Annotated in this window: 19 protein-coding genes; 13 read left to right on the top strand and 6 right to left on the bottom strand. The window is 60.2% G+C overall.

Going from position 1 to position 19798, the window contains the following annotated elements; all coding sequences use genetic code 11:
- Positions 1-2: 2 nt before the first annotated feature.
- Genes BUA15_RS02440 through menD form a run of 3 tightly spaced genes read left to right on the top strand, consistent with a single transcriptional unit; the run spans position 3 to position 3800 of the window.
- Positions 3-668, top strand: coding sequence for a histidine phosphatase family protein (locus tag BUA15_RS02440; RefSeq protein ID WP_072714354.1), 666 nt, complete (start codon positions 3-5; stop codon positions 666-668).
- Positions 665-2068: an isochorismate synthase gene (locus BUA15_RS02435; protein WP_072714353.1), complete on the top strand. Its 1404-nt coding sequence runs from the start codon at positions 665-667 to the stop codon at positions 2066-2068. Before BUA15_RS02440 ends, BUA15_RS02435 begins: the two co-directional genes overlap by 4 nt.
- Positions 2049-3800, top strand: a complete 1752-nt coding sequence (gene menD, locus BUA15_RS02430; protein ID WP_072714352.1) for a 2-succinyl-5-enolpyruvyl-6-hydroxy-3-cyclohexene-1-carboxylic-acid synthase — start codon at positions 2049-2051, stop codon at positions 3798-3800. Before BUA15_RS02435 ends, menD begins: the two co-directional genes overlap by 20 nt.
- Here the strand turns inward: menD and BUA15_RS02425 are convergent.
- A complete protein-coding gene (locus BUA15_RS02425) occupies positions 3776-4672 on the bottom strand; it encodes an MBL fold metallo-hydrolase (protein ID WP_072714351.1) in 897 nt (298 codons plus the stop codon). The genes menD and BUA15_RS02425 overlap by 25 nt on opposite strands.
- Before the next feature lie 88 nt (positions 4673-4760).
- On the opposite strand from BUA15_RS02425, the gene BUA15_RS02420 reads away from it, so the two are divergent.
- Positions 4761-5237 (top strand): (2Fe-2S)-binding protein, encoded by a 477-nt coding sequence (locus BUA15_RS02420; RefSeq protein WP_072714588.1) that lies wholly within the window; start codon positions 4761-4763, stop codon positions 5235-5237.
- Entirely contained in the window at positions 5234-7456 is a 2223-nt protein-coding gene (locus BUA15_RS02415) for a xanthine dehydrogenase family protein molybdopterin-binding subunit (RefSeq protein WP_072714350.1), read from the top strand. Before BUA15_RS02420 ends, BUA15_RS02415 begins: the two co-directional genes overlap by 4 nt.
- A gap of 6 nt (positions 7457-7462) precedes the next feature.
- Here the strand turns inward: BUA15_RS02415 and BUA15_RS02410 are convergent, their stop codons facing one another.
- Positions 7463-8053 carry a protoglobin domain-containing protein gene (locus BUA15_RS02410; protein WP_072714349.1) on the bottom strand — a complete coding sequence of 197 codons (591 nt, stop codon included), beginning with the start codon at positions 8051-8053 and terminating at the stop codon, positions 7463-7465.
- A 99-nt stretch (positions 8054-8152) separates the two neighbouring features.
- Here BUA15_RS02410 and cynR point away from each other — a divergent pair, with 99 nt between their 5' ends.
- The 4 genes from cynR to menE are packed head-to-tail and all read left to right on the top strand — an operon-like array spanning position 8153 to position 12544.
- The gene (cynR, locus tag BUA15_RS02405) at positions 8153-9067 is read left to right on the top strand and encodes a transcriptional regulator CynR (protein ID WP_218587555.1); all 915 of its coding nucleotides are present in this window, start codon (positions 8153-8155) and stop codon (positions 9065-9067) included.
- A gap of 37 nt (positions 9068-9104) precedes the next feature.
- Positions 9105-10025 carry a 1,4-dihydroxy-2-naphthoate polyprenyltransferase gene (locus BUA15_RS02400; RefSeq protein ID WP_072714348.1) on the top strand — a complete coding sequence of 307 codons (921 nt, stop codon included), beginning with the start codon at positions 9105-9107 and terminating at the stop codon, positions 10023-10025.
- Positions 10026-10032: 7 nt separating this feature from the next.
- A complete protein-coding gene (gene menC / locus BUA15_RS02395; RefSeq protein ID WP_072714586.1) occupies positions 10033-11112 on the top strand; it encodes an o-succinylbenzoate synthase in 1080 nt (359 codons plus the stop codon).
- Positions 11099-12544 (top strand): o-succinylbenzoate--CoA ligase, encoded by a 1446-nt coding sequence (gene menE / locus BUA15_RS02390; protein WP_072714347.1) that lies wholly within the window; start codon positions 11099-11101, stop codon positions 12542-12544. Before menC ends, menE begins: the two co-directional genes overlap by 14 nt.
- Positions 12545-12604: 60 nt before the next feature.
- On the opposite strand, the gene BUA15_RS02385 is transcribed toward menE, so the two are convergent.
- From BUA15_RS02385 to BUA15_RS02375, 3 genes are read right to left on the bottom strand one after another with little or no spacing between them, the layout of a single operon-like run.
- Positions 12605-13720 carry a PP2C family protein-serine/threonine phosphatase gene (locus BUA15_RS02385; protein WP_072714346.1) on the bottom strand — a complete coding sequence of 372 codons (1116 nt, stop codon included), beginning with the start codon at positions 13718-13720 and terminating at the stop codon, positions 12605-12607.
- Entirely contained in the window at positions 13699-14148 is a 450-nt protein-coding gene (locus BUA15_RS02380; protein WP_072714345.1) for an ATP-binding protein, read from the bottom strand. Before BUA15_RS02380 ends, BUA15_RS02385 begins: the two co-directional genes overlap by 22 nt.
- A gap of 55 nt (positions 14149-14203) precedes the next feature.
- Positions 14204-14548: an STAS domain-containing protein gene (locus tag BUA15_RS02375; protein ID WP_245771890.1), complete on the bottom strand. Its 345-nt coding sequence runs from the start codon at positions 14546-14548 to the stop codon at positions 14204-14206.
- A 179-nt stretch (positions 14549-14727) separates the two neighbouring features.
- On the opposite strand from BUA15_RS02375, the gene BUA15_RS02370 reads away from it, so the two are divergent.
- The 4 genes from BUA15_RS02370 to lptB are packed head-to-tail and all read left to right on the top strand — an operon-like array spanning position 14728 to position 18212.
- Positions 14728-15426, top strand: coding sequence for a phenylalanine--tRNA ligase beta subunit-related protein (locus BUA15_RS02370; RefSeq protein WP_072714343.1), 699 nt, complete (start codon positions 14728-14730; stop codon positions 15424-15426).
- Positions 15423-15992: an LptA/OstA family protein gene (locus BUA15_RS02365; RefSeq protein ID WP_072714342.1), complete on the top strand. Its 570-nt coding sequence runs from the start codon at positions 15423-15425 to the stop codon at positions 15990-15992. Before BUA15_RS02370 ends, BUA15_RS02365 begins: the two co-directional genes overlap by 4 nt.
- Positions 15989-17485 carry an OstA-like protein gene (locus BUA15_RS02360; RefSeq protein WP_143149547.1) on the top strand — a complete coding sequence of 499 codons (1497 nt, stop codon included), beginning with the start codon at positions 15989-15991 and terminating at the stop codon, positions 17483-17485. Before BUA15_RS02365 ends, BUA15_RS02360 begins: the two co-directional genes overlap by 4 nt.
- Positions 17463-18212, top strand: coding sequence for an LPS export ABC transporter ATP-binding protein (gene lptB, locus BUA15_RS02355; RefSeq protein WP_072714340.1), 750 nt, complete (start codon positions 17463-17465; stop codon positions 18210-18212). Before BUA15_RS02360 ends, lptB begins: the two co-directional genes overlap by 23 nt.
- On the opposite strand, the gene thiI is transcribed toward lptB, so the two are convergent.
- A complete protein-coding gene (gene thiI, locus BUA15_RS02350) occupies positions 18209-19711 on the bottom strand; it encodes a tRNA uracil 4-sulfurtransferase ThiI (protein ID WP_072714585.1) in 1503 nt (500 codons plus the stop codon). The two genes, lptB and thiI, sit on opposite strands and share 4 nt — an antisense overlap.
- Between the last annotated feature and the right edge of the window lie 87 nt (positions 19712-19798).

The raw sequence follows: 19798 nt of genomic DNA, 5'->3' as shown, positions 1-19798 counted from the left end.
AGATGGCGATCACAACGTTGTATTTCGTGCGGCACGGCGAAACAGACTATAACCGCCACGGCATCGTGCAGGGGCGCGGTGTAGATGCGCCGCTGAATGAACACGGACAACGGCAAGCTGAAGCGCTGGCGCGGCGTTTTGCCGAGGTTGCTTTAGACGCCATCTATACCAGTCCGCTACAGCGCGCCCGGGCTACGGCCGAGGCGGTGCGCCAGTATCATCCGGATCTCCCTTTTTACCAGATGGCAGATCTTGAAGAAATGGACTGGGGAGATCTGGAAGGGAAACCCTGCGCCCCCCCATATGATGCCCAGATTCGCCGCATCTACGAGCGCTGGCAGGCTGGTGATTATGCCTATCCTGTTCCCGGTGGGGAGTCGGTTCTGGATGTCCAACGCCGCGCGCTTCGCGCTTTACAGACCATACTGGCGCGTCATGAGGGGGAGGCGGTACTGGTGGTTACCCATGGACGCTTTCTCCGTATTCTGCTGGCGTCTATTCTGCCTGAGTACGGCCTGGCCCGTATGGAAGCTCTGCCCCATACCAATACGGCCGTTAATCATCTGGTGTGCGAAAACGGTCGGTTTCGAGCACTTCGGTTGAATTGTACGGCCCATCTGGAGGGCCTCGCCGTGAAAGCAGAACGCGCAACGGAGGTGGTGGCATGAGGCGAACGGATCCTTCAGCGGTAGCGGGTGCAATGCCTGCGTGCGCGCCCGCAGAGCTTCCTCGACGGCTAGGGAGTCGCATCCGGCGAGCCCTTCAGCAAACGGGCACCAACCGGATTGTGCAACTGCGTTGCCCGATTGCTCCGGTCGATCTGTTGAGCTGGCTGGCAGCTCAGTCCATGGCCTTTAAATTCTACTGGGCAGATCGGGAAGGGAATGAGGCAGTTGCGGCAGTGGGGGCGGTCTTGCAGTGTGAGGTCAACAGGGCGCTCACCAGAGAATCGCTGCGCTTCCTGGAGACGTATCTCCAGCAGGCAGACCCTGGCGTTCGGTTTTATGGGGGAGGACGCTTCGATGGACAGGCTCCTGTTGCACCTCACTGGCAACCGTTTGGCATGGGGCGGTTCTGGTTGCCCCGCTTTGAGCTTCGCCGAGAAGGAAGCCGCTACTGGCTGGTGTGCAACCTGGTGCCGGAGCTAGATCGTACCGCCGAAGCGGCCATCAAAGAAGCGCTGGCGGCATTGCAATGGCCTGAAGTGGCCATGGACGCTCGGCTTCCGCTGCCGGTAGATCGCTGTGATATGCCCGATCAGGCGGGGTGGACGCGCAACGTTACGCAAGCACTGGCCGCCTTTCAGCAGGGGCACATGGTGAAGGTGGTGCTGGCGCGGCAGGTGCAGTACGTCTTTAACGAGGCGCTTGATGGACTGGCGCTGCTGCACCGGCTCGAAGAGGCAACCCCAGGATGCTTCCACTTTTACTACCAACCCCAACCAGGGACCGCGTTTTTAGGCGCTTCGCCAGAGCGACTGTTTCGACGAGCGGATGGGCACGTCTGGAGCGAAGCCGTTGCCGGCACTCGTCCACGCGGACAGACCGAAGCGGACGATGCCCGGCTGGCCGCCGAATTGCTGCAGAGCGAAAAGGATCGGCGCGAACAATACTACGTGCAGCAGAGCATCATTGAGGAATTGCGCCCTCTGTGTGAGACGCTGGAGGCCGATGCGCAGCTTTCGGAAATGACGTTGGCGCGTGGACGGCATCTCTACACAGGCATTCGCGGACGATTGCGGCCAGGCGTTTCGACGGGGGCGTTGCTCGAAGCGTTGCATCCTACACCGGCTGTAGGCGGCTATCCACGCCCCGCTGCTGTCGAGGCAATCCGCGCCTGGGAACCCTTCGATCGCGGATGGTACACCGGTCCGATTGGCTGGCTAGGAGTTGAAGCAGCGGAATTTGCCGTGGCGATCCGATGTGGTCTGGCGGCGGGGCATCATCTGTATCTTTACTCCGGAGCCGGTATTGTAGAAGGATCGGTACCTGAGCTGGAGTGGGAAGAGATTGAGCACAAAATCAGTGACTTTGTGAACGTGCTGGGCCTTGAGCTTCGACGTTCATAATCAGCAGCACTGGGCAGACCGGCTCGTTGATGAGCTGGTGCGCTGTGGCGTAACGCACTTCTGCATCGCCCCGGGATCACGGTCAACACCGCTGGTAGCGGCCGTGGCCCGTCATCCGGATGCGCATGCTGTGGTTCATTATGACGAGCGCGGGACGGCTTTTCTGGCACTGGGCTACGCTCGTGCTACAGGACGACCCGCCGCCTGGATCACCACTTCAGGCACGGCGGTCGCCAATGGATTCCCTGCTGTGATTGAAGCAAGCCAGGATGAGGTACCTCTACTTCTACTCACCGCTGACCGACCGCCCGAGCTGCGCGACACTGGTGCCAACCAGACGATTGACCAGGTAAAACTTTTCGGGTCGTACGTGCGCTGGCAATTTGAGCTTCCTGTGCCCGATGCGGACCTGGAACCAGCACTGGTTCAAACCACCGTAAGCCAGGCGGTCTATCGCAGTATGCGGCCACCGGCAGGTCCGGTCCACCTGAACTGTCCCTTTCGCGAACCGCTGGTGCCTCAGCCAGAGACACTTCGTACCATGGAAGTCGCCGAAACGCCGCATACGCGGTATGCAGGGCCCGAGATGAGGCCGCATGCCGCCACGGTTGCCGAGCTGGCGGCTACGCTTCGGTCTGTAGAACGAGGGGTCATCATAGCCGGACGGCTGCGCTCGCTTGGCGCGGCAGCGCACGTTGCAAAACTGGCAGCGCATCTGGGCTGGCCCCTGTTGGCGGATGTAACGTCCGGGTTGCGTCTGGGAGCTGATGCGTTTCCGCATGTTCCGTTTGCCGAACTGCTGTTACGCGATCCAGAACGCGCTGCCCACGCCTTGCAACCAGAAGCCGTGCTGCATGTAGGCGGACGCTTTGTCTCTAAACGCCTGCTTCAATTCGTAAAAGCTGCCCGGCTGCGCTGCTACGTGCATGTGCACGACAGTCCGGCACGGCTCGATCCAACGCATCGGGTAACGTGGCGCATAGAGGCGGACGTCGCTCATGCCTGCGCCGCCCTATGCGAAGCATGGCCCTCTGCAGCGCAACCGTCTGCCTGGACCTGCCACTGGCAACAGGCCAACAGGGCCATTCAAGACCGTTTGCAGGAACAGTTTGACGAGGGCGAACTGGCCGAACCAGACGTGGCCTGGCACCTGGGGCGCTGGCTGCCTCCAACGCACGGACTGGTGCTGGCCAGCAGTCTGCCGGTACGACTGATGCATACCTGGGCTGCTCCTGACGGGCCGCAACCTCCGGTGGCAGCCAATCGTGGCGCCAGTGGCATTGACGGCACCGTAGCCACCGCAACGGGCTTCGGCTGGGGGCTGGAACGCCCCGTAACGCTGCTGATCGGCGATCTGGCGTTGCTGCACGACCTGAACAGCCTGGCGTTGTTGCGCAACCGACCCGTCGTTGTGGTCGTGCTGAACAACGACGGGGGGGGTATTTTCTCATTTCTTCCTGTCGCCGCCCATACCAACATGTTTGAGCCCTTCTTTGGAACGCCTCATGGGCTGAGGTTTGAACAGGCAGCCGCGCTGTTTGGCCTGGACTATGCAGCTCCCCGAACACTTGCAGAGCTAGCGCAGGCTTACCGTGAAGCGTGCACTCGTCCGACTGCGACGCTCATCGAAGTGCGCACCCGGCGCACTCGCACCTATGCGCGCTGGCAGGAGCTGGAGGCGATGCTCAGCGATATCCGGACCGCTTTCTATGAACCGGTGAGCTCCTGGTAAACCGCGCGAATGGCATTGGGAATACCCTGCTGCCAGCTTTCCAGGTAATGTTCCGGAAAATCCGGTAGACGGTCGACAGCCGCCAGTTCGTCAACCGACTTTCCAGCTTTGAGCCCTGCTTCAACGTAGCGCCGCAGCCCCTCCAGAAAGTCGCGCATCACCAGAAGATCGGCGCGGCTGCCAACAACGCCGTACCTGGGATGCCCGTGGCCAAAGATGAACTGGGTGTCTGACTCGTAGGTAGTATGTAGCCGTTCCAGGGCAGCAATCCATCCTTCCGTTGTCGCTCCCCCGGGCAGGTCAATGAAACAGGGCATCCGGTTGAAGACCAGATCTCCTACGTGTACGATGTTAGCTTTTTCAAAAAAGATGATGGCATCGCCGCCTGTATGCGCAGGCCCATAGTAGACGACGTGCACGCGCTCGTCGCCCGCTTCGAGCATGAGCTGCGTGTCAAACGTACGGTCGGCATAGACCTGCTGGTCCAGCGTGCCCTGCTGCCGGGCTGCACGGCGCTGAAGCTCCGGAACGTTGCGATGCGCAATGATCTGGCGCGCGTGCGGCTTCAGTGCCCGATTGCCTGCTGTGTGATCCCGATGGTGATGGGTATTGATGAGCGCGTCAATCCTGCGCTCAGTGCGTGCATGCAATCCTTCCCAGCACTGTGTGGCGGTTTCGGGAAACTGCGCGTCCACCACAATCAGCGCCTCGGAGGTGGCCAACCAGCCAATAGTACCGCCGCGCCCGGTAAAAATTCCCACATTACGGCGAAGTAGGCGAAACGGATCTTCCTGCAAGGACAACCTGCGAGGCCCGATCAGGGGCAACAGGCATGCAGCAACGGTTTGCTGCAGAAAGGAGCGACGGTTCATGATCCCAGGGGATTGATCGATCTCTTACTTGCAAGATGATATATTTCATCGTAACATGCAAGCAACAGGTACCTGCGAAGAAGGCATAATGGAACGGTTTGAATTGCTCGTCAACGGCACCCGGCATACAGTCGAAGTGCCTCCTGACATGCCTTTGCTCTGGGTGCTGCGGGATGTGCTGGGCCTGAAAGGGACCAAATTTGGTTGTGGGAAAGCGCTTTGTGGAGCCTGCACGGTCCACCTGAATGGTGCCCCTGTGCGCTCCTGCGTGTTGCCTGTCTCGGCGGTGGCCGGCCAACCTATTACGACGATTGAAGGCCTGGATCCAGCAGGCAATCATCCGCTGCAACGAGCCTGGCGTGAGCTCAACGTGCCGCAGTGCGGCTACTGCCAGGCAGGTCAGCTCATGACAGCCGCTGCCCTGCTGCAGCAGCATCCTGATCCCACCGACGAAGAGATTGTGGCCGCCATGGCCGGTAACCTGTGTCGTTGCGGCACCTATTTACGGATTCGTCAGGCCATACGCCGCGCTGCTGAACTGATGCGGCAGGAGGGGCTGCGATGAATGGCTATGAGCTCATTTTAGAACGTCTGGAAGCGCGTCGCCGTCCGGTTACGCTCACCCGACGGGACTTCCTGAAGGTGGGTGTAGCTGCCACGGGAGGCTTGTTGATCGGGAGTCTGGTGCCCCACAGTGGGCAGGCGCGTGCAGAAGCTCCCGTGGAACTGAATCCTTATGTGCAGATCGACCCGGACGGCACGGTGCGCATTTACGTGCCCAAGTCGGAGATGGGGCAGGGCGTGCGTACTTCGCTGGCCCTGCTGGTCGCCGAAGAGTTAGACGCCGACTGGGAGCAGGTGCGGGTGGAGCAGGCTCCCCTGGATCCCAGATACGGAAACCAGGGAACGGGAGGCAGCAGCAGCGTGCGGACGCGCTGGCAGGAGCTGCGCGAGGCTGGAGCGATGGCCCGGGTGCTGCTTGTCGAAGCCGCGGCCCGGCGATGGGGCGTCGATCCGGCACGTTGCCGTACGAAAAAAGGGCAGGTGTTGCATCCGAACGGACGGGATGTGCTTGCCTACGGGGAGCTGGCAGCGGAAGCAGCGCGCCTGGAGCCTCCTGCAACAGTGTCCCTGAAGGATCCAGCTGCATTTCAACTGATCGGCCGGCCGCACATCGGGGTGGATGTGCCCGAGATCATTACGGGCCGGGCCACGTACGGTATCGACATGCATGTGCCTGGCATGCTGGTGGCCAGTGTGGTGCGGTGCCCCTACATTACCGGTCGGTTGCGAAGCTACGACGATACCGCAGCGCGTCAGGTCCCCGGCGTGCGGACGGTCGTCGAGGTACCCGCAATTGGTGCGGATGTGCATGTGCGACCGGGCGTGGCCGTGGTGGCCGAGCATACGTGGGCGGCTTTGAAAGGGCGGCAGGCGCTGCGCGTTGAATGGGAGCCCGGTGAAGCTGCCGCGCACAGCTCGGCAGCTTATCTGGAGCAGATGCAGGCGCTAGCTGCCAGGCCCGGTCAGGTAATCCGCGAGCGGGGTGTTGTAGAAAAAGCACTGGATCAAGGAGCCCGGCGTGTCGACGCCACCTATGCTGTGCCCTTCCTGGCACATGCGCCGATGGAGCCAATGAATGCCACCGCGCATGTCGAAGGCAACCGGTGTACGATCTGGGCGCCTGTGCAAATTCCTGCCTGGGTAGCTCGCGCTACAGCCCAGGCGCTGGGCATTCCGGAGCGAAACGTACGCGTCTTTATCACGCTGCTGGGAGGCGGGTTTGGCCGCCGACTGAATCCGGATTATGCCGTGGAAGCGGCCTTGATTTCAAAGGCTGTCGGTGCGCCGGTGCAGGTAGTCTGGACGCGCGAAGATGACCTGCAATTTGATTTTTACCGTCCGATGGCCGTTCATCGCATTCGTGCTGCACTGGATGAACGCGGTCAACCTCTGGCCTGGTATCATCGCGTGGTTTCGACTTCTATTCGCGCTACGTTGCAGGGACCTGAGGCGCCCGACCAGCACCGCTCGGAGGTCGGGGGAGCCGATCTGCTGCCGTATCGCGTGCCGAATTGGCGGCTCGAATACCATCCCTTCCAGAGTCCGCTGCCACGCGGTTGGTGGCGTTCGGTCGATCACACGCACACGGCGTTTGCGGTCGAGAGCTTCATCGATGAGATGGCAGCGGCCGCCGGTCGCGATCCGCTGGCCTATCGCCTGGAACTGTTCGACATGGAAGCCCGCACAGATGGGCCCTATGGCTACGACCCGGCCCGCCTACGCCGCGTGCTGGAGCTGGCAGCCGAAAAAGCGGGATGGGGACAGCCGTTGCCCGAAGGCCACGGCCGGGGCATCGCCTGCCACTGGTCATTCCGAAGTTACGTAGCCGAAGTTGTGGAAGCCTCGGTGGACGACGAAGGCCAGGTGCACGTGCATCGCGTGGTCGCGGCGATCGACTGCGGACGCATCATTAATCCGAACGGCGCAGAAGCCCAGGCCGTGGGCGGCATTCTGGATGGTCTGTGGACTGCCTTAAAGGCAGAAGCTACCCTGGAGGGAGGCCGGATCACCATCACCAACTTTGACACCTACCCCCTGCTGCGACAGCGCGAGGTGCCGCCAACCATTGAAGTCTACTTCGTGGAAAGCGACCAGGAACCAACCGGCCTGGGCGAACCCCCGGTGCCTCCCGTGGCTCCGGCTCTGGCTAATGCAATCTACGCCGCCACAGGTCGTCGCCTTCGCCAATTGCCCATCCGGGCAGAGATGCTTCGGAGCTGAGCCGGCTCAAAAGTCGCCGTCCCGAGCGTACGGATAGCTCCAGAGGACTACCTGGAGCGTGACAGCTTTGAACCAGGCCTGGTGCATCTTTTCGACCGTTTCGGGGGAATGCCCCTTGCGGGCCAGAAAATCCCGGATGGTGAGGGTAATGGGAACAATGAAGGCAATCAGATAGCGCAGTGGAATGTGGGGAGGAGCCGGGACGCCGTCGGTCTGGTTCTTTTTCGTTCGATGGTGCCGGAGCCCGATCTCCATCTGATAGTTGAGCCAGTCCTGATCATAGGGGCGCCGGCAGGTGTCCAGGATCCATTGACCAAAACGAGCTCGCACGCGCTCCAGGTAGGACGGAATAGGCTGTCCATCTGGCCCCTGGAAGTAGTAAAGCAGATGGGGATGACTTCCTACAAACCCATACCACAGGTCCAGTACGTCCTCGATTTGATCGGCCAGCACGTCGCCCGCCATGCGCAGGTAGTGTACGTCTTCCTCGGTGAATAATACGGTTTGTTTAAGCCGCTCAAATTCCTCCATAGAGACAGGCGAGCGCGCTACGTCCGGATGTCCATACGTATAGCCTGGGATTGTCTGGGTCGTCATAGCCGTCCAGAGGTTGGGTGGCACTTGACAGCAGTAAGGTAAGAGGATATCTTCAATAAGTAAAATATTTAATTTTTCTAAAAGCGATAACTTATACTTATGATCGAGCTGCGATCGCTTCGTTACCTGTTGGCCGTCGCGGAAGAAGGACATTTCACGCGGGCTGCTGCGCGCTGCTTTGTTTCGCAGCCTGCGCTTTCGCAGCAGATTCGGAAGCTGGAGGAGGCGTTGGGCGAGGTGCTGATAGATCGGTCGGTGACGCCGGTGCGGTTGACAGCGGCAGGTGAAGTGGTGGCGGCGCATGCCCGACGCGTGCTGGCCGAGCTGGAGGCTATGCAGGTGGCGCTGGATGAGCTGCAGGGACTGCAGCGGGGGAGCCTGATGGTAGGGGCCGTGCAGACAGTGCAAGCCTATCTGATTCCCTACGCTGTCGCAACATTTACGCGCATGTATCCGGGGATCCGGTTGCAGGTGCTGGAGTTGCCTGCCGACGAGGTAGAGGCCGGTGTGCTGGAAGGGCGTTTCCATCTGGGGCTCAGTTTTGTGCCGCCGGGATCTGACGGTCTGGAAACTGTGCCGTTGTTTGAGGAAGAGCTTGTGCTGGTTGTGCCCTCGGACCATGCGCTGGCCGCGCAGCGTGTGGCTTCGCTGGACATGCTTACGCAGATTCCACTGGCCCTCCTGCCTGCTACGTACTGCACGCGGCGACTCTGGGATCGCTGGGCCCGGGCGATGGGCGTGCGCCCGAAAGTAATGCTGGAGATAAATGCGATCGAAGGGTTGTTGCATCTGGTTCGTAAGCTGCGAGTAGCCACCATATTGCCTGCCTTAACGCTGCGTTTGGAAACGGCCTGCGGGTTGCGCGCGGTTCGCCTGCCTGCGCCGCCGCCTCGGCGGACGGTAGGGATAGTGCGTCGCCGTGGGGCCTATGTAAGCAGGGCCGCGCAGGCATTTGAGGAGGTGCTTCAAGCCTGGCGCGCAAAAAACTGGAACGGAAGGGCGGCTGCTGCGTGAAGGAGGCCATCCCTGAAACGCAGAAGGCTGCGGTCCCATGCCGAATGGTTCCGGTTCAACGGCTTCGGTACCGGCGCTTCCGCGCTGGCGCGTCTGGCTATTGGCCGCGCGTCCTAAGACCCTTGCCGCGGCGGTTGCCCCGGTATTGATGGGCACGGCGATGGCCTGGGCAGATGGGGGCGTTCATGTGCCATCGGCGCTGCTGGCGCTGGTCGGGGCGCTGTTGATACAGATCGGGACAAACTTTGCCAACGATTACGCCGATTACTTGAAAGGTGCGGACACGACCACGCGCAAGGGACCATTGCGGGTAACGGCAGCCGGTCTGGTAACCCCGGAGGCTATGCGGCGCGCAACCGCATTGATGTTTGCACTGGCTGTGGTGGCTGGCCTTTACCTGATCTGGCGAGGAGGCTGGCCGGTGCTGGCCATCGGTTTGCTTTCGATTCTTTTCGGCGTGCTGTACACAAGTGGACGGTACGCCCTGGCCTATCTGGGACTGGGAGAACTTTTTGTGCTCATTTTTTTCGGACCGGTAGCTGTAGGGGGTACCTATTATGTGCAGACACTCTCCATCACGGGAGAGGTACTGCTGATGGGATTGGCGCCGGGTTTGATTTCGACCGGGATCCTGCTGGTAAACAACGTACGGGACATTGAGGAAGACCGGCAGGCCGGTAAGCGGACTCCTGTGGTGCGCTTTGGACGAGCTTTCGGCGTGGGTTTGTATGCCTTCTGTTTGCTGAGTGCGCTGCTGCTGCCAGTGCTCTGGTATCTGGTCACCTATCGGCATGGGGGAGCGATAGCAGTGCTCGCGCTACTGCCGGCCAGTGTCCGGGCCATATGGACGCTGGCGCGTGTGCAAGAGGGCGCCGTGCTGAATGCGTTACTGGCCGCTACCGGACGCTTGCTGCTGAGCTACAGCATACTGTTTTCACTGGGGTGGGTGCTGACCTGAAATGGCCATGCCGGAGACTTCCTGGCGCCTGTTTCGTTTTGCATTGCCGCTGCGGATCTCCCTTCCGTCAGGGGCCAGGGTGCGGCAGGGCTGGCTGATACAAATTCAGCAAGCGGAGGCTGTTGGGTGGGGTGAAGTTGCTCCTCTCCCGGGCTTTAGCCGTGAGACGCTCGACGAAGCCGGCCGAATCCTGCAGGATCGGCTATTTCGCCTGACTTCTTTCCCGCCAGAGATCACCTGGGCAGAATGGGCCGAAGCAGTCGAGCAGAGCCTGGAATCCGTGCCTGCTTCGGTGCGGTGGGGGGTCGAGCTGGCCCTTGCGCAGTGCCAGGCTGCTCGTCGGGGAAAACGCCTGGATACCTGGTTGGCACCGGATCCGCTGCCGATGGTTTCGATCAATGCGCTGATTCCGATCGACTGGCGAGAACATCCAGAGCGACTGCAGGCGATTCGAGCGGCTGGGTATCAGGCGGTGAAGGTCAAAGTGGGACAGCATGCGCCGAAGGAAGCCGCTCAGGACGTGAGGCTGCTGCGCAACCTGCTGGGACCAGAAGTTGAGTTGCGTGTGGATGCCAACCGGGCCTGGTCGTTGCGCGAGGCGCTGACATTTGCCGAGGCAATAGCCGATAGGAATGTGGCTTATCTGGAGGAACCGTTGCGTGATCCTGCCGAGCTCCACGATTTTGTGCGTCGAAGTCCGGTACCGGTTGCCTTAGACGAAACGTTGGCAGAGCAGCCAGACGTTCCGCTGCACTGCTGGGAGGGCGTGGCGGCCGTGGTGCTAAAGCCGGCCCTGATCGGGGGACTGCTGCGGGCCTGGCAACGCGCTCGCGAAGCAAACGCCCTGGGCATGACCGTGGTCTGGAGCGCGGCCTTTGAGACCGGCGTAGGCACCCGTGGACTGCTGGCGTTGGCCGCCGCCTCGCATAGCAAGGCGGCCGCTGGCCTGGATCCTTACCACTGGCTGGCTGACGATGTGGTATATCCCCGGCTGGCGCTGCATCCGGCAACCCGGGTAGCCGACGCGTTAACGGGTCCCTGGCGTCTCAATGCAGCCGTTCTGGAGGAGGTCAATGAGCACGCGTAACCTGATTTGTCCTCTTTTTCAGTGGAGCAGCCGGGCGCCGGACCAACCGGTGATCTGGCTGGCGTCGGGGCCCCTTACGGCCGGGGCTCTGGAACACCGGGTGCGCAGGATTCTCGCCCGACTGCAACAGGAAGGAGTAGGGCGCGGGGATCGGATCGGGATCTGGCTGGATGATCCGGTAGCTACAATAGCCTGCATGCTTGCTCTCTGGCGGCTTCAGGCCGTGGCGTGTCTGCTGAGCACGCGCACGCCACCCGGAGGGCTGGCAACATTGATCCAACAGGTTGGGCTTCAGGCGCTGATTACGGATCGACCGGTGCAGCCGGCGGTGCCCTGCTGGTCGCCAGAGACGTTACAGACAGGTGCTCCCGTGGTGGGGGCAGACATTCCCCGGTTGGCGTTGGAGCAGGAGGCCACAATCTTTTTCACGTCCGGCAGCACAGGAACGCCCAAGGGTGTGCTGCATACGCTTCGCAATCACCTCTACAGTGCACGGGGCGTGGCGCAGCATGTTCAATTGCGGGCAGGGGATCGCTGGCTGCTGGTGTTGCCCCTCTATCATGTGGGGGGCATGGGCGTGGTAATCCGCTGTCTGCTGGTAGGGGCCGCAGTTGTGATTCCAGAGCGTCAGGAGCCGCTGGAGCAGGCGCTCACGCGCTATGAGCCCACGCATGTTTCGCTGGTACACACGCAGCTCTGGCGACTGCTTCGCGATTTCCGCGACGCGCCGCCGCGCGCACTGCGGGTGGTATTGCTGGGCGGCAGTGCTATTCCAGAGGACGTGCTGCAGGAAGGCGTAGCCCGCCGATGGCCGCTGCTCACCAGTTACGGCCTGACCGAGATGGCTTCAACGGTGACCGCTACACCTCCGGGCGCTTCTCTGGCATTGCTTCGGACTTCCGGGCAGGTGCTGCCTTACCGGGCACTGAAAATTGGCCCGGATGGATCCATTCAGGTGAGGGGGGCTGTACGATTTGCCGGCTACCTGGAAAATGGACAACTACGCCGGCCTTTTGAGCAAGGCGGGTGGTTCGATACGGGTGATCTGGGCTGGGTGGATGAAAAAGGGCTGTTGCATGTAGAGGGACGCCGTGATAACCGGTTCATTTCGGGAGGGGAAAACATTCAGCCCGAGGCAATTGAGCGGGCGCTGCAGCGTCTGCCGGGCGTTGCGGAAGCGATGGTGGTTCCGGTACCTGACCCGGAGTTTGGAGAGCGACCCGCCGCTTTTGTCCGGCTGAGCGACTCGGCACCATGGACGCCTGAACGCTGGCGCGCGCAATTGCGCCGAGAGTTGCCGGGCTTCATGGTGCCGGTTGCGTTCTGGCGCTGGCCCGAAGGGGTCGAAGCAGGCCTCAAAGTAGCACGACGCCGACTTCAAGAAGAAGCGCGGCGCCGCTGGCAATCACCGGGAAAAGTCCATCGGGCATAAGGAGCGAAAAAAAAAAAGCGGGGGGTGGGGGGATAGCGTAGCGTTGTGCGTATCTGCCTGTTAGCTCAGGCGTTCCATCCAGAAGAAAAGGATATCATCGTCGAACGTGTCGGTGTTGCAGCGGCTCAGGACGCCCTGCAAGAGATTCTGAACCGGATCTTCTGCGCCAACCATCAGAGGCGCAAGTTCCAACAGGCCTTGCTCGCCGATCATTTCGCCTGTTGTCGTGCGTTGCTCCATCAGGCCGTCGGTGTAGAGCAGGAGTCCGCCGCCGGCCGGAATGGTCAACGTTGTGTCCTGAAAAGTAGCGTTGGGATCCAGCCCCAGGATCAGATCACTGTATTCGACCACTTCGGCCGCCTGGTTATCTTTGACCAGAATCGGACGGCAATGGCCCGCGTTGGCATAGGTAATCTCGTGTGCATTGGGATCCCATCGCAGGATAAGTAGCGAAGCAAACGTCTCCTCCATGACGGTGTCTTGCATCAGCACGTGGTTGACCCGTCGGAGGAGTTCGGCGGGCGACTGAGAGGTCTGGAGCATAGCGTAGAGCGTGCCCCGAATGTAGCTGAGAAAGCTAAACGCATAGAACTTAGCTTGCAGCCCCTTGCCCATCACGTCGCCAATCGTAATAAAGAAAGCGCCGCTTGGATGTTGCGTCCAATCAAAAAAGTCCCCGCCGCCATATTCTTTGGGGCTGTTGTGAAAGTAGAGTCGATAGCCCGGAACGGAAGGAAGCCGTTTGGGCATAAGCTTTTTCGAAAAGTCTTGTCCAATGCGCGCGTCGAGCTGCGTTTGAAAGTATCGAGTGCGTTCCAGTAGCCGTTCAATGCGAGCGAGCAGTTGATCAATATCAAAAGGTTTGGTGATGTAGTCGTCCACGCCCATGCGCATGCCACGCATGCGGCTTTGCTCGTCGGCTTTAGCGGTCAGGAAGATGAACGGAATAGCACGGGTTTCTTTACGAGTTTGCAGGGCCTGCTGGAGGGCGAACCCATCCATCTTCGGCATCATAATGTCCGAGATGATCAGGTCGGGGATTTCCTCCAGCACTAACTGGAGCGCCTCCTCGCCGTTGGCGGCCGAGCGCACCCGGTAGTACTTACTCAGCCGGTATTCGAGCAAACGGCGCAGCGTGTGCTCATCCTCAACAACTAAAATGGAATATCGAGCCATGGGTCTTCGTCTTTGACTATCGTAAAGATCAGACGATGCCGGCCATCCTTTAGTCGGATGTAGCTGAGCTTTTGCGTACAGGCGCGAATAAAGTGCAGGCCCATGCCTCGTTCAGGGAAAGCTTCCTGAATCGATGGGTTCGATTCCAGGCGACCGTTCAGATCAAATCCTTCCGAGTTATCGTCAATGAAACACTCGACGAGCTTTCCATTGCAGCGAATGGTCAATTCAATAGTTGGCACGCGATTGCCAAAGCGCGCATGTTGAATCAAGTTGGCCAGCCATTCATGGACGGTCAACTGAACACGATAACGCAGATCGTCTTCCGGAGGCAGCGGAAGATCGGCATCCGGCCGGGAGAAAAGGGTGTGTACCTGGTCGATCAGATCCTCCAAGTTGTTAAACCGGTAACGCACTTCTCTCATCATAGGTTCGGGCCACGTCCAGGTGAGGGGTCATGATCAACCCGGCAGCCGGAGCCCGTCAGGCTTGTTGCAATGCTTCTTGTGCCGCCTCAACCGAGGGAAACTGCCGGAAAACCTTGTACGTTCGCGTCAACTGCACAACCACCTGCACAGGCCGCGAGACCGACGCGAAGACCACCTGGCCATTCCGCGGCGAAACTTGCCGGTACAGGGAAAAAATGGCACCTAATCCGGTAGAATCCAGGATTCCCGTTTCCGAGAAATCCAGGATAAAGTTGCGGACGCCGCTTTGCACCTGTTCCTGGCAGATGGCTTTGAACTCCGCGGCATTGCGGAAGTCCAGGGCTTTGCCCACGCGGATAACGACTGTTTCGGCGCTCAGGGGTTCAACCGTAAAACTCATGACTGACGGGTTATGCATCACACATTCTGGGGCTGGTCCCGGGTGGTTGAAAATATCGACCGGTTGGGGCGCAGATAAAATGCACCTCCCCGAACTGGCCAACAGAAGCTCAAACTCTATACCACCCGGAGCTTTTGTATACTACAACCTTTTCGCGCAAAAAGAAAGTCTGAACCAACATGATCGTTCAAATTGAGCATAAGATCCCGCGAAACGACGCCCTGCTCGGTCTGGTGCGGGCAGAAGGAGTAGCCGTTACCCTCGAGCCCGAAGGACTATCACAAGCGTTGCAACAACTTCTGTCTGAACGGAAACAATTGCCGCCCGAGCTGGAAACGCGGCGGCAGGCTGTGCGGCATCTGCTACGTAACGGACGCTACAAGCCGACCGGTCGTGCCAAGCCGGCCAGCGAGTATCTGCTCCGGGAAGCGCAGGCAGGACGCTTCCCGCGCATCAATGGAGTGGTAGATGTTGCCAACTACATGAGTCTGCTGCACATGCTACCCGTATCCCTCTGGGACCTGGACCGGGCTGGGACGACCCATTTCCGCTTCCGACTTGGCGCCGACGGGGAGGCGTATGTGTTCAACACAGCCGGACAGCAAATTGAACTGGCCGATTTGATTGTGGGCTGTCGCGTAGATCCTGCTACAGGGACGGATGACCCGATTGTGAACCCGGTCAAAGACAGCCTCGCCACGAAAACGGATGACACAACCAGCCGCGTGGTTGCATGCATCTATACCCCCGCTGCTGCTGTTTCCCGGGAGACGTTGGAAGCAATCTGCCAGAGCTTCGCCGACTGGCTGGCTCGATGCGGAATGCACGTGGAAACAGCCTGGACCGTACTCCAACCAGAACAGACCAGCACGCTATGAATTGCCTGCCGCTTCTTCTGCTGAGTAGCTTGCTGCTGGTCGCCTCCTGCCGGCAACCTCCACCCCCCGAGCTAAAGGCGGCGGTTCAGGCCGAGCAAGAACCCCGGCAGGAAAGCTGGCAGGTCGATTACCGACTCTCTCTGGAAGGAAAACCCCGCGCACGGCTGCTGGCAGCGCACCTCATTCGCCAGGAATATCCAGAAAGCACGTATGTAGTGCTTGAAGGCTCAGCAGATGAACCAGTGCGCGGCTGGATCTTTACGCCCGAAGGAGATTCGGGCGCTGCCTTTCAGGCCAGACGGGTCATATACTACGAACATGACCGTCGTTTTGAAGCAGAAGGCGCTGTCGAGGTGATAACTCCGGAAGGGCGGCGGTTGTTGACCGAACGATTGCGCTGGCTGGAAGATCAAGAGCGGCTTCAAGCACCGGGCTTTGTGCGTCTGCTAAGCCCCGACGAGCAGGTGGAAGGATTTGAGCTGGATGCCGACGAGCAGCTCACGTCTTACCGCCTGCGTCGCGTAACGGGACGTGTCGTAATTGAAGAAGCATCAGCAAACGAATGATCAGCCTCCTATTAGGGTTGCTGTTGGGATGGGGAGGATGGGGCGACGTGCCACTTCTTCAGGTACAGTCGGCCGATACAAGTCGCCGGCCGGTAGCGTTGCAGGCCGACTCCCTCATAGGGGGGGTGGACGCCGCAGGTCGGCGTTTCCGCGAGCTGATAGGCCATGTCTTTCTCCAACAGGACGAGACGCGACTCTGGGCTGATCGTGCCACGCAGTGGCCCGAAGAGCGGCGTATCCGTTTTGTAGGGAACGTACGCATTGTCGAGCGGGGCGACTCGCTAGCAGCCGATACGGTCTATTATGACAGCCGTCAGAAGGTCGGACGGGCGGTCGGACGGGTTCGGCTCTGGGATGGCAGTGTAATGGTGGAAGCGCCAATGGGATGGTATTATACCCGAGAAAAGCGGGCGGTCTTTGAAGCTGGGGTGCGCCTGGCCGATAGTGCGGCGGTTTTGACCAGTCAGCGGGGCGTGTACTGGTCCGACGAAAAACGGGCCGCGTTCTACGGAAACGTGCGACTTGAAGGCAAAAACCGCTACCTGGAGGCAGATACCGTTATCTACTTCCGTGATACGGAGGTGGCGCTGGCAAAAGGACATGTCTTTATTGAACAACAGGATACGACAGAGGATGGTACGGTGACGCGAACGTTGCTTTTGGGACGAGAGGCTTTTAACAACGAACAGACAGGCTACAGTCGGCTGACCGGACGTCCCCTGCTGGTACTGTTGCGACCAGAGGATGCCGGGCGGGTTGACACCTTGTTGGTGCGAGCGGGGCAATTGCACTTTATTCGACAGGATTCGCTGCGGCGGTTGGTCGCCGTCGATTCGGTTCGGCTCTGGCAGCAGCGGTTGTCAGCCCGGGCCGACTCACTGGTGTACGACCGAGTCGTTCAAAATGGCACTATCCTGTGGGAGGAAGTGCGGTTGTTTGGACAACCTATCGCGTGGCTCGAAGAAACGCAGGTTTCGGGCGATACGCTCTGGTTACGGGGAGGGGCAGACCGCGACACGCTCTGGGTGTTTCCGAACGCCTTTGTGGTGCAACGCGATACGGTGCTTAACCGGCTGCAACAGCTCAAGGGGCGTCGCCTGACAGGGTATTTTGCGCAGGACTCGCTGCGGAAGCTGATTGTGGGACCGAACGCGGAGGCAATCTATTATCTGCGGGATCGCAACGACTCGCTGCAGGGGGCTGTGCGCGTTTCAGGCGATGAAATTGTCTTCTGGTTTGAGCAAAGCCGGGTCCGCCGCGTGCGCGTGTGGGGCGGAGTACAGGGCGTGCAGTACGAACGCGACCGTATCCCGATGCCTTTCCAACTGGAAGGCTTCCGATGGGTGCCGGAACTTCGGCCAGAGCCAGCCCATTTCCTTCAAGAAACCTGGATCCGCCAGCGATTGCGCATGCTTCCGAAATGGCGGCAACCTGCGCCACCCGCAGCGCCGGCCGCAAACCCGACCACCCATGAACGTGCAGAACGCCACTGAACTGCGGGCCGAAGGGCTCTCCAAGCGCTATCGCAAACGTTTTGTGGTGCAAGACGTCAGCTTGCGCGTGCGTCAGGGGGAGATTGTAGGATTGCTGGGGCCCAACGGTGCTGGCAAAACCACTACCTTTTACATGATTGTGGGGATGGTGCGGCCTAATGCGGGCAAAATTTTTCTGGGGAACCGGGAGATCACGCATCTGCCTATGTATCAGCGAGCCCGGCTGGGAGTGGGATACCTGGCGCAGGAAGCCTCGATTTTTCGCCAACTGACGGTCGAAGAGAATCTGGAAGCCGTGCTGGAATTTCAGCCGCTCAGCCGGGCCGAGCGTCGGGCGCGTGTGGAGCAGTTGCTGCAGGAGTTTGGGCTGGAGCGCGTGCGCCGTTCAAAAGGCTACATGCTCTCAGGAGGAGAGCGGCGCCGCACGGAAATCGCGCGAGCCCTGGCTACCCGGCCGCGTTTTTTGCTGCTGGACGAGCCCTTTGCCGGTATTGATCCCATTGCGGTCGAAGAGCTCATGGCGCTGGTAGCGGATCTGCGAGCGCGCGGCATCGGCGTGCTCATTACCGATCACAACGTGCACGAAACACTGGCCATCACCGACCGGGCCTATCTGCTGTACGAGGGCCGCATCTTCCAACATGGCACCGCCGAAGAGCTGGCTGCGGATCCTGAAGTGCGCCGGCGCTATCTGGGTGAAAAGTTTACGCTGGAGCGCTATCGTTAAAACTCGGGCACCTCGATTCCGCGCGCCTGGGCGTACGCTTTCAGCGCGGGCACGCCTCCTTTGAAGGAGTACGCTTCATATCCTTCCCGCTGCATTACTTCGGCTACGTAAGCCGATTGCAGGCCGCGTGGACAGTAGAGCACATAGACGCGGTTGCGATCCAGATGGCGGAACTGCTGCAGCAATTGCCAGGGGTCCATGTGGCGGGCTCCTGGATAGTGCCAGTGTTCGTAAAGCGCTTCGCTCTGACAGTCGATGACCTCAGCATCTTCTGGAATTTCTTCAATGAACAGGTAGGGCGTGACCAGCTCCGAGGCCGATAGCGCGCGCAGGTCGTAGACGGTTGCTGTGGCGATAGCCTGCTCCAGAACCGACAGAGGGAGCTTCGCCATTTCCTGGTCGACCGCTTCCGGCCGGGTAGCGGTTACCGGGCGGTCGGGCGTTAGCGCGCAGTACTCCCGCACGCGCTCCGAAAGGGTGGCGGTGCCGATCTGTCGGGCCAGATCAATAATCTCTTCTTTGTCATAGGTAAGCAGCGGGCGGAGCACAGGCAGCGACGTTCCCGCCTCAATAGCGTGCAGGTTTTTAAGCGTCTGGGAAGAGACCTGGCCCAGCGACTCCCCGGTAATGAGGGCCAGGGCGTCCGACTCCCGCGCAATGGCCTCGCCAGCCCGGTACATTAAGCGCTTGAGCACCACCTGCCAGTAAGCGGGACGCACGTGGCGGCGCATTTCGTCAACGACCGGCCCAAAATCCAGCGAGTAAAAGCGTGGGCGCGTGCCAAAGCTCCAGGCATCGGCCAGCACTTTGGCCACCTGCAGCACCGCGCGCTCATAGGCTTTGCCGCCCAGGTTGCAGAACAGGTAGTCGACGGCTACGCCGCGCCGCAGCGCAAGCCAGGCAGCAACAGCCGAATCAAACCCACCGGAAATGAGCACCAGGGCCTTGCCCTGGCTGCCAATGGGCAACCCTCCCATTCCCTTAAGAATCGTTGTATAAAAGTAGGCGCGATCTTCGCGCACTTCCACGTAGACTGTAACCTCCGGGTTGGTCAGGTCTACCCGCTCGGCAAAAGGACGAAGCGCTGCGCCGAGTTCAACCTCAATATCCCGGGAGCGGTAAGGATGATCGCCCCGGCGACGAGCGCGCACAGCAAAACGACGCCCTCGCACCCGCTCTGCAAACGTTTCAGTACCGCGGCGCACAATTTCCTCAAGCGTGGTGCCCGTAACCAGCTCGATCGGCATGATCGGACCAATGCCCGGTACGTGGCGTAGCACGTCGATGGCCTGCAGCGGCGCTTCGGTTTCGATCAGAAACCAGCTCCAGGATCCCTGAAACCGATACGGAATTTCCTGGCTGCGCAGCGCATCTTTCAGGTTGCGCACCAGCAGTTGCTGAAAGCGGCGGCGCGTTCGGCTTGACTTGAGCGTCAGTTCCGAAGCAGGACGCAAAAACAAAAGCGCCGGAGCGTGCGCAGTAGAGCTACGGTCGGCCATAGGCCCTTCTGGATGGTTTATCTGCAGCTTAATGTAAATGGGCAAAACGACAGCAGGTTCAGCAAAAAACCTGCGTAGATTTTCGCT

Source organism: Rhodothermus profundi, assembly GCF_900142415.1.
Classification (GTDB): Bacteria; Bacteroidota; Rhodothermia; order Rhodothermales; family Rhodothermaceae; genus Rhodothermus; species Rhodothermus profundi.
The sequence above is the reverse complement of the archived record's forward strand: the minus strand, read 5'-3'. Positions and strand labels throughout refer to the sequence as shown.

Excerpts from the sequence above, each read along its gene's own strand:
- BUA15_RS02440 (WP_072714354.1), top strand. The coding sequence starts at position 3 with ATGGCGATCACAACGTTGTATTTCGTGCGGCACGGCGAAACAGACTAT.
- BUA15_RS02370 (WP_072714343.1), top strand. The coding sequence starts at position 14,728 with ATGATCGTTCAAATTGAGCATAAGATCCCGCGAAACGACGCCCTGCTC.
- BUA15_RS02385 (WP_072714346.1), bottom strand. The coding sequence starts at position 13,720 with ATGGCTCGATATTCCATTTTAGTTGTTGAGGATGAGCACACGCTGCGC.
- BUA15_RS02415 (WP_072714350.1), top strand. The coding sequence starts at position 5,234 with ATGAATGGCTATGAGCTCATTTTAGAACGTCTGGAAGCGCGTCGCCGT.
- BUA15_RS02375 (WP_245771890.1), bottom strand. The coding sequence starts at position 14,548 with ATGAGTTTTACGGTTGAACCCCTGAGCGCCGAAACAGTCGTTATCCGC.
- lptB (WP_072714340.1), top strand. The coding sequence starts at position 17,463 with ATGAACGTGCAGAACGCCACTGAACTGCGGGCCGAAGGGCTCTCCAAG.
- BUA15_RS02410 (WP_072714349.1), bottom strand. The coding sequence starts at position 8,053 with ATGACGACCCAGACAATCCCAGGCTATACGTATGGACATCCGGACGTA.
- BUA15_RS02420 (WP_072714588.1), top strand. The coding sequence starts at position 4,761 with ATGGAACGGTTTGAATTGCTCGTCAACGGCACCCGGCATACAGTCGAA.
- BUA15_RS02380 (WP_072714345.1), bottom strand. The coding sequence starts at position 14,148 with ATGATGAGAGAAGTGCGTTACCGGTTTAACAACTTGGAGGATCTGATC.
- BUA15_RS02425 (WP_072714351.1), bottom strand. The coding sequence starts at position 4,672 with ATGAACCGTCGCTCCTTTCTGCAGCAAACCGTTGCTGCATGCCTGTTG.
- menC (WP_072714586.1), top strand. The coding sequence starts at position 10,033 with ATGCCGGAGACTTCCTGGCGCCTGTTTCGTTTTGCATTGCCGCTGCGG.
- menE (WP_072714347.1), top strand. The coding sequence starts at position 11,099 with ATGAGCACGCGTAACCTGATTTGTCCTCTTTTTCAGTGGAGCAGCCGG.
- BUA15_RS02360 (WP_143149547.1), top strand. The coding sequence starts at position 15,989 with ATGATCAGCCTCCTATTAGGGTTGCTGTTGGGATGGGGAGGATGGGGC.
- BUA15_RS02400 (WP_072714348.1), top strand. The coding sequence starts at position 9,105 with ATGCCGAATGGTTCCGGTTCAACGGCTTCGGTACCGGCGCTTCCGCGC.
- thiI (WP_072714585.1), bottom strand. The coding sequence starts at position 19,711 with ATGGCCGACCGTAGCTCTACTGCGCACGCTCCGGCGCTTTTGTTTTTG.
- cynR (WP_218587555.1), top strand. The coding sequence starts at position 8,153 with ATGATCGAGCTGCGATCGCTTCGTTACCTGTTGGCCGTCGCGGAAGAA.
- BUA15_RS02435 (WP_072714353.1), top strand. The coding sequence starts at position 665 with ATGAGGCGAACGGATCCTTCAGCGGTAGCGGGTGCAATGCCTGCGTGC.
- BUA15_RS02365 (WP_072714342.1), top strand. The coding sequence starts at position 15,423 with ATGAATTGCCTGCCGCTTCTTCTGCTGAGTAGCTTGCTGCTGGTCGCC.